The sequence below is a fragment of the Shewanella sp. YQ_9 genome, assembly GCF_043103185.1.
Taxonomy (GTDB): Bacteria; Pseudomonadota; Gammaproteobacteria; order Enterobacterales; family Shewanellaceae; genus Shewanella; species Shewanella algae.
In genome coordinates this window covers 21,600-27,599 of the sequence record NZ_JBICJO010000060.1, presented here as the reverse complement: position 1 = coordinate 27,599, position 6,000 = coordinate 21,600, and the positions used below count along the sequence as shown (strand labels likewise).

Below are 6,000 nucleotides of genomic sequence, written 5' to 3'. Positions count from 1 at the left end.
GCTCTGAAGAAGAGCACAGCTTTCCAGATTACCAAATATGTCTGGTGACAATAGCATTGTGGTCCCACCTGATCCCATCCCGAACTCAGAAGTGAAACGCAATCGCGCCGATGGTAGTGTGGGGTCTCCCCATGTGAGAGTAGGTCATCGCCAGACGCCCAATTTTAGTAGTGCGCCAAGGCGTGATACTAAAGGAGCGGTAGTTCAGTTGGTTAGAATACCGGCCTGTCACGCCGGGGGTCGCGGGTTCGAGTCCCGTCCGCTCCGCCAACTTAAAGAGAAAGCCTCATCGAAAGATGAGGCTTTTTTCGTTTGATTCTTTTCTGCAAATTTACTGGGAATCATCCCTGCGACCTGTAGAACCCAGATCCTTGAGGTTGACTATAGAGAATGCATAAGCGCTATTGTTATATTCGCTTTGGCTGTAGGATTCGCTTGAGTCTGTGACTTGAGTACTTACCCGAAAATTTTTTGTCGTTATAATAGTCATATTCTATTACAGGTGATGATTGTGGATTGTCGTATCGGTTGCGGGGCTTGTTGTATTGCACCCTCCATCAGTAGTGCCATACCCGGGATGCCGGGAGGTAAACCCGCAGGGGTTCGCTGTGTGCAACTGGATGACAACAATCTATGTCGCCTCTTTGGTTCCTCTGAACGTCCCGATGTGTGCAGCGAATTCTCGGCATCGGTCGATGTATGTGGTAACAGCAACGAAGAGGCGCTCTGGCTGATAGGCTCTTTAGAGGTGGAAACCTCTTCCTGAAGGTGAAAGATGCAGTTAACGCGTTATACAGATTTTGGAATAAGAACTCTTATGTACCTGGCGATTCAACCGGAGCGTGAGACTTTGTTTCGAATCGCAGAGATCACAGAGGTTTTTGATCTTTCACCTAATCATGTCTCCAAAATAGTACATCACCTGGGTAAGCTGGGTTATCTGCAAACTATACGCGGAAAGAGTGGTGGTTTTCGTTTGGGGATGGCTCCGGAGAAGATCAATGTCGGCGAACTGGTGAGGGCACTGGAAAACTCACTGGCGCCTATTGATTGCAGCAAGCCTTATTGTCGATTGACTCCTGCTTGTCAGCTGAAAGGGGTTCTGGCTCAAGCTGTGAATGCCTATCTGGCTGTGCTCGACCGTTATACGCTGGCAGACATTGTCAGTAACCAACAGGAGTTGCGAGCCTTGCTGCCGGATCTGGAGATCCCTGTACTGCAACTCTAGTCAGAGTTTTTCACCGCTTGTATTCTGCTTCTGGGCCAACGAGATTGGCAGTAAGTTGGAAGCCGGCACCAGAGTGACCCCTATCTTTGCCAGCTCTGGCAGTCTCTTCTTGAGGAACTGCATACTCTCTGGGTAAGGGTGAGCTATCATCAAGGCTTCACCCTCGCTTTGGGCCTTGGCTATTGCCAAGTCCAATTGTCTTTCGAAAGCCTGCTCGGTTAGCTGATTATCCAAGAACACCTGACGTCTCAGCAGCGGAACGCCGAGGGCATCGGCCTTATCTCCCGCCTTGGTGTAGCGTGTGGTAACGCTGTCGATAAAGAAGTGCTCTTCCTGATGCAATACTTCCATTAACCAGACCATAGGTTGCTCAAGTTGAGTCAACAAACTCCCCATATGGTTGTTACTTCCCCTGGCAAAGGGCACGCTCTGCAAAGCTCTCTTGAGGGTTGCTTTGAACTCGGTTTCTGACATCTGGTTGTTGAGCCCACCAGGCCCCATGGCCTTGCCGTTAAGCGCCTGCATGGGGAGGTGCACCATGATTTCGTGGCCTTTGCTGTGAGCCTGGCGAGCCAGTTGTTGCCCGAGAGGGGTATGTGGCAATACAGACAAGGTCACAGCTGAAGGCAAGGACAGGGCGGCCTCATCTGTATGGCGGTAACCTATATCATCGATAACGATTGCCAGTCTGGCTCCCCACGCGGGGGAGCAACTTACGACCAGCAGTAGTAAGTAAAAACAATAGCGCACGTTTTATATTTAATTTTATTTATTTGATTGTATCCATGCCACCGCCGAGTTGATGGCTCTATCGCTGGCGGTATCTGCATGGGGAGATATGAGGTCGATTATAGGCACAGTTTTGTTATCGGAAACAGTATTGGGTGCGATTTTTATATCGGGTTCAACCCCTTTGGCGTTGATATCCTGGCCCTTGGGTGTGGTATAGCGGGCTATGGTCAGCTTGATGGCATTACCATCGACAAGTGTTGGGATCAGGCTTTGTACCGTACCTTTACCGAAGCTGGTTTCACCTATCACCTTGGCACGGTTGTTCTCCTGCAGCGCCGCCGCCAGCACTTCGGATGCTGAAGCTGAACCGCGATTGATCAGCACTAATATGGGCACGCCGGCCAGCATGGTTTGCGGAGATGCATAATAATCTGAGTTGGCATCGAAGAAGCGCCCTTCGGTGGCGACTATACGGCCTTTATCCAGAAACAGATCGGCAATTCGAATCGCTTGATCCAGCAAGCCTCCGGGATTGTTGCGCAAATCCAGAATCAAACCATTTAGTGGCTGCTGTTGCCACTCGCTCAACAGGTGGACTATGTCGCGGGTTGAATCTTCCTGAAAACTTGCCAGGCGAATATAGCCAATGTCGTTGGTCAGCATTTTCCCAAGCACAGAGTGGACGCTGATAGTGGCCGGTTTAAGGCTGACTTCAAAGCTGACATCTGAGTGAGCATGATGGAGCTGCAGCGATAACTCACGGTTGCTGCTGCTGAAGTGCTTTATTTGGCTAAGCACTTCTTCCAGAGACTGCTTGGCAATACTCTCTCCATTGACGGCAGTAACAATATCGCCGGCCATGATCCCGGCTTGTTCGGCCGGAGAACCGGGAAAAGGCGCGATAATTCTGAGTTTTTCCCCTTCGGTGGACACTTCAAAGCCGTAGCCGAAGTATTCCCCTCGGTTGCTGTCCCTGAGGCTGTTCATCTGCTCGGGTTTCAGAAAACTGGAATAAGGGTCGAGCTGTTGAAATATGCCTTCAATGGCGGCGTCGACAAGCTCCCTGCGGCTGATGTCCCTGACGTAGTAGGTTTCCACTGTATCCATCACATCCAGCAGTAATGAAAGCTCGTGAGTGTGGTTGGGTTTGGGAAAGTTTTCGTGGCTAGCCAGGCTGAGAGAGATTCCCATGACTATACCAAGACCGATATACAGCAGGTTGCGAATAGAGTTGCCCATGTTGCCCCCTTTGAAGTGCAGGGGGCTGATGATTAACGCCGACAGTAATTTGCCGGATCGACAGCTTGCCCCTTATGCCTTATTTCAAAGTATAGGCCAGGCTCGGTTTGTCCTCCGGAACGTCCTACCAGTGCCACGGCTTCGCCGGCCTTGACCGTATCTCCTGCATCTTTCAGCAATGCCTGGGCATGGCCATAAAGGCTCATAAAGCCTTTGCCATGGTCGACAACCAACACCATACCAAAACCGCGCAGCCAGTCGGCATAGATCACCTTGCCGGCGGCTACGGCACTGATAGACTGGCCCTCCGGGGCCGATAACATGACACCTTTCCAGCGCACATTGCCGGAGCGCTGACTGCCAAAGCTGTTTTTGATCCTGCCCTTGGTGGGCCAATTGAGTGAGCCGCGGGACTTGGCCAATCCATCCATGCTTGGGCTATCACGCATGGCAGCCAGGGCTTGCTCTACAACCCGTTTCAGCGAGGCTTCTTCTATCTGCAGTTGCTCCAGTTCTGAGGCCTTACTGCTGATGGTGCGTTGCAGTTCTTTCAATGTCCGTTGTCGCTGATCCTGTTCTTGATTGAAGCGCTTGGATTGAGCCTTTTGATCCAGTACCAGCTTGTTGAGTCGATTGCGTTCCTGCTGCTCGCTCTGCTGTACCGCCGACAATTCCTGGCGGGTTTGTTTCAGTTGTTCTATGGCCTGCATTCTGGCCTTGTTGAGAAAGTCATAGTAGGCCAGCATCCGTTCTATGGTGGCCGGGTCTTGCTGGTTGAGCAGCATCTTACTGTAATCATGATTCCCGGCGAGATAAGCACTGGTTAGCTGTTTGGCCAGGGTTTGCTGTTGGCTTTCTTTGAGCTTGTCCAGCTGTGCGGCTCTTTGCTTCAGCTCGGAGAGACGCTTTTCGGCATCGCTGAGAGCATTTTCAGTTTGGTTGACCTTACGGGCGGCATCTGCGATAGCCTGCTCGTCTTTTTTCAGCAGTTGCAGCAGTTTTTCCCGCTGTTTGCCTGTGTCTCTCAGAGCGTTTTGCTGGGCGGTGATCTGGGATTGCAGTGCCTTTAACTCGGACTGACGCCGCTCCAGATCGGATGCCTGCAGCTGAGAGGAAAACACGAGAAAGCCAGCAAGTATGCTGGCTTTGGCTAAAATACGCTTCTGCACCGGGTCAGTGTTACTCTTTTGTATGGATTAACGGACGCCCTGTCATTTCGTCAGGAATGCTCTGTCCCATCAGTGTCAGCATGGTTGGTGCGATATCACTCAGGCGGCCACCTTCATCGATTGTGGCCTTGCGACCGACATAGAGAAAGGGCACCAGCTCACTGGTGTGGGCGGTATGAGCCTGGCCTGTGGTTTCGTCCACCATCTGCTCGGCGTTGCCGTGGTCGGCAGTGATAATGCACTCACCATCTACCTTGGCCAGTGCGTCCACTACTCGGCCTATGCAGGCATCTACAGCTTCGCAAGCCTTGACCGCAGCATCAAACTTGCCGGTATGACCTACCATGTCACCGTTGGGGTAGTTACAGATAATGACATCATATTTAGTTGATTCAATAGCTTCAACCAACTTATCTGTCAGCTCTGTCGAACTCATCTCAGGTTGCAAGTCATAGGTAGCGACTTTGGGTGAATTGATCAGAATACGGTCTTCACCCTCAAATGGTTGTTCTTTACCGCCATTGAAGAAGAAGGTTACGTGGGCGTATTTCTCGGTTTCTGAAATACGCAGCTGGGTCAGGCCGCGATTCTGCAGTACTTCGCCCAGAGTGTTGACCAGGTCTTCCGATGGGAAGGCTACTGGGGCTTTGATATCGGCGGCATACTCGGTGAGCATGACAAAGTTAACCTTGGGCGTCACTGCGCGTTCAAAACCATCGAAATCCGGATTGACGAAGGCGCGGGTGATCTGTCTGGCGCGGTCGGCACGGAAGTTCATGAAAATCAGCGCATCGCCATCGTGCAGTGTTGTGGCCTTACCTTGATCCAGAATCGCAGTTGCGGCAACAAACTCATCGTTTTCATCGCGGTCATAGGCAGCTTCCAATGCGGCTACGGCAGAGTCGGCACTGTATTTCCCCTGACCTTGAGTGATCAGATCGTAGGCTTGGGAGACTCGGTCCCAACGGTTGTCCCTGTCCATGGCATAGTAGCGGCCAACGATGGAGGCTATGCGACCTCGGCCCAATTCGGCAAACAGTTTGTCGAAGCGTTCCAGGCTGGCTTTGGCGCTGCGTGGCGGGGTATCACGCCCATCGAGGAAGGCGTGCAGGTAAACCTGCTTGGCACCGCGCTTGACGGCCATGCGGCACATGGCTTCAAGATGATCTTCATGGCTGTGAACACCGCCGGGTGACAACAGTCCCATGATGTGTACTGCGCCGTCTGCCTTGATGGCAGCGTCGACCGCCTCGATAAGTGCTTGGGTTTGCTCAAATTCGCCATCTTCAATGGCCTTGGTGATGCGGGTCAGTTCCTGATAAACGATACGGCCGGAACCAATATTGATATGGCCCACTTCAGAGTTGCCCATCTGCCCGTCAGGCAAACCTACATCTTTACCTGAGCCGGAAATCAAACTGTGGGCGTATTCGGCGTTGAGTCTGTCGAGAACCGGAGTGTTGGCGTGATGGACGGCATTCATATGCGTGCCCTCACGATAACCCCAGCCGTCCAGAATAAGCAGTGCCAAAGGACGTTTGCTTGTCTTCATGTTGATACCTGTAAAGTTGAAAGAATCGGTCAAATCTGAAATTGGTTAAATATTACTACGTCTGTCCTGAGGGCAAAAGC

The 6,000-nt window shown here is 51.8% G+C and carries 6 protein-coding genes, 1 tRNA gene and 1 rRNA gene; 4 read left to right on the top strand and 4 right to left on the bottom strand.

Features of this window, described 5'->3' with window-relative positions; translation table 11 throughout:
• Positions 1 to 40 precede the first annotated feature (40 nt).
• From rrf to ACF8D4_RS16605, 4 genes are all read left to right on the top strand, one after another.
• Positions 41 to 156: ribosomal RNA gene (rrf, locus tag ACF8D4_RS16620) — 5S ribosomal RNA — on the top strand.
• Between the two features lie 37 nt (positions 157 to 193).
• Positions 194 to 270: transfer RNA gene (locus ACF8D4_RS16615), tRNA-Asp, on the top strand.
• 241 nt (positions 271 to 511) lie between these two features.
• Positions 512 to 766: a YkgJ family cysteine cluster protein gene (locus ACF8D4_RS16610; RefSeq protein WP_025010846.1), complete on the top strand. Its 255-nt coding sequence runs from the start codon at positions 512 to 514 to the stop codon at positions 764 to 766.
• A 9-nt stretch (positions 767 to 775) separates the two neighbouring features.
• Positions 776 to 1,228 (top strand): Rrf2 family transcriptional regulator, encoded by a 453-nt coding sequence (locus ACF8D4_RS16605; protein WP_025888161.1) that lies wholly within the window; start codon positions 776 to 778, stop codon positions 1,226 to 1,228.
• Here ACF8D4_RS16605 and ACF8D4_RS16600 read toward each other — a convergent pair whose 3' ends face one another.
• Genes ACF8D4_RS16600 through gpmM form a run of 4 tightly spaced genes read right to left on the bottom strand, consistent with a single transcriptional unit; the run spans position 1,229 to position 5,920 of the window.
• Positions 1,229 to 1,978: a divergent polysaccharide deacetylase family protein gene (locus ACF8D4_RS16600; protein WP_071237642.1), complete on the bottom strand. Its 750-nt coding sequence runs from the start codon at positions 1,976 to 1,978 to the stop codon at positions 1,229 to 1,231. It lies immediately after the preceding gene.
• Between the two features lie 15 nt (positions 1,979 to 1,993).
• Complete coding sequence (locus tag ACF8D4_RS16595) at positions 1,994 to 3,199, bottom strand: S41 family peptidase (RefSeq protein ID WP_115389549.1); 1,206 nt, start codon at positions 3,197 to 3,199, stop codon at positions 1,994 to 1,996.
• Positions 3,200 to 3,231: 32 nt separating this feature from the next.
• A complete protein-coding gene (locus ACF8D4_RS16590) occupies positions 3,232 to 4,368 on the bottom strand; it encodes a murein hydrolase activator EnvC family protein (RefSeq protein ID WP_392468851.1) in 1,137 nt (378 codons plus the stop codon).
• 10 nt (positions 4,369 to 4,378) lie between these two features.
• On the bottom strand, positions 4,379 to 5,920 hold the full coding sequence (gene gpmM, locus ACF8D4_RS16585) for a 2,3-bisphosphoglycerate-independent phosphoglycerate mutase (protein WP_107111780.1): 1,542 nt from the start codon (positions 5,918 to 5,920) through the stop codon (positions 4,379 to 4,381).
• Positions 5,921 to 6,000: the final 80 nt, after the last annotated feature.

What these genes read in the sequence shown, in the direction of transcription:
- ACF8D4_RS16595 (WP_115389549.1), bottom strand. Translation starts at nt 3,199, where the DNA reads ATGGGCAACTCTATTCGCAACCTGCTGTATATCGGTCTTGGTATAGTC.
- gpmM (WP_107111780.1), bottom strand. Translation starts at nt 5,920, where the DNA reads ATGAAGACAAGCAAACGTCCTTTGGCACTGCTTATTCTGGACGGCTGG.
- ACF8D4_RS16605 (WP_025888161.1), top strand. Translation starts at nt 776, where the DNA reads ATGCAGTTAACGCGTTATACAGATTTTGGAATAAGAACTCTTATGTAC.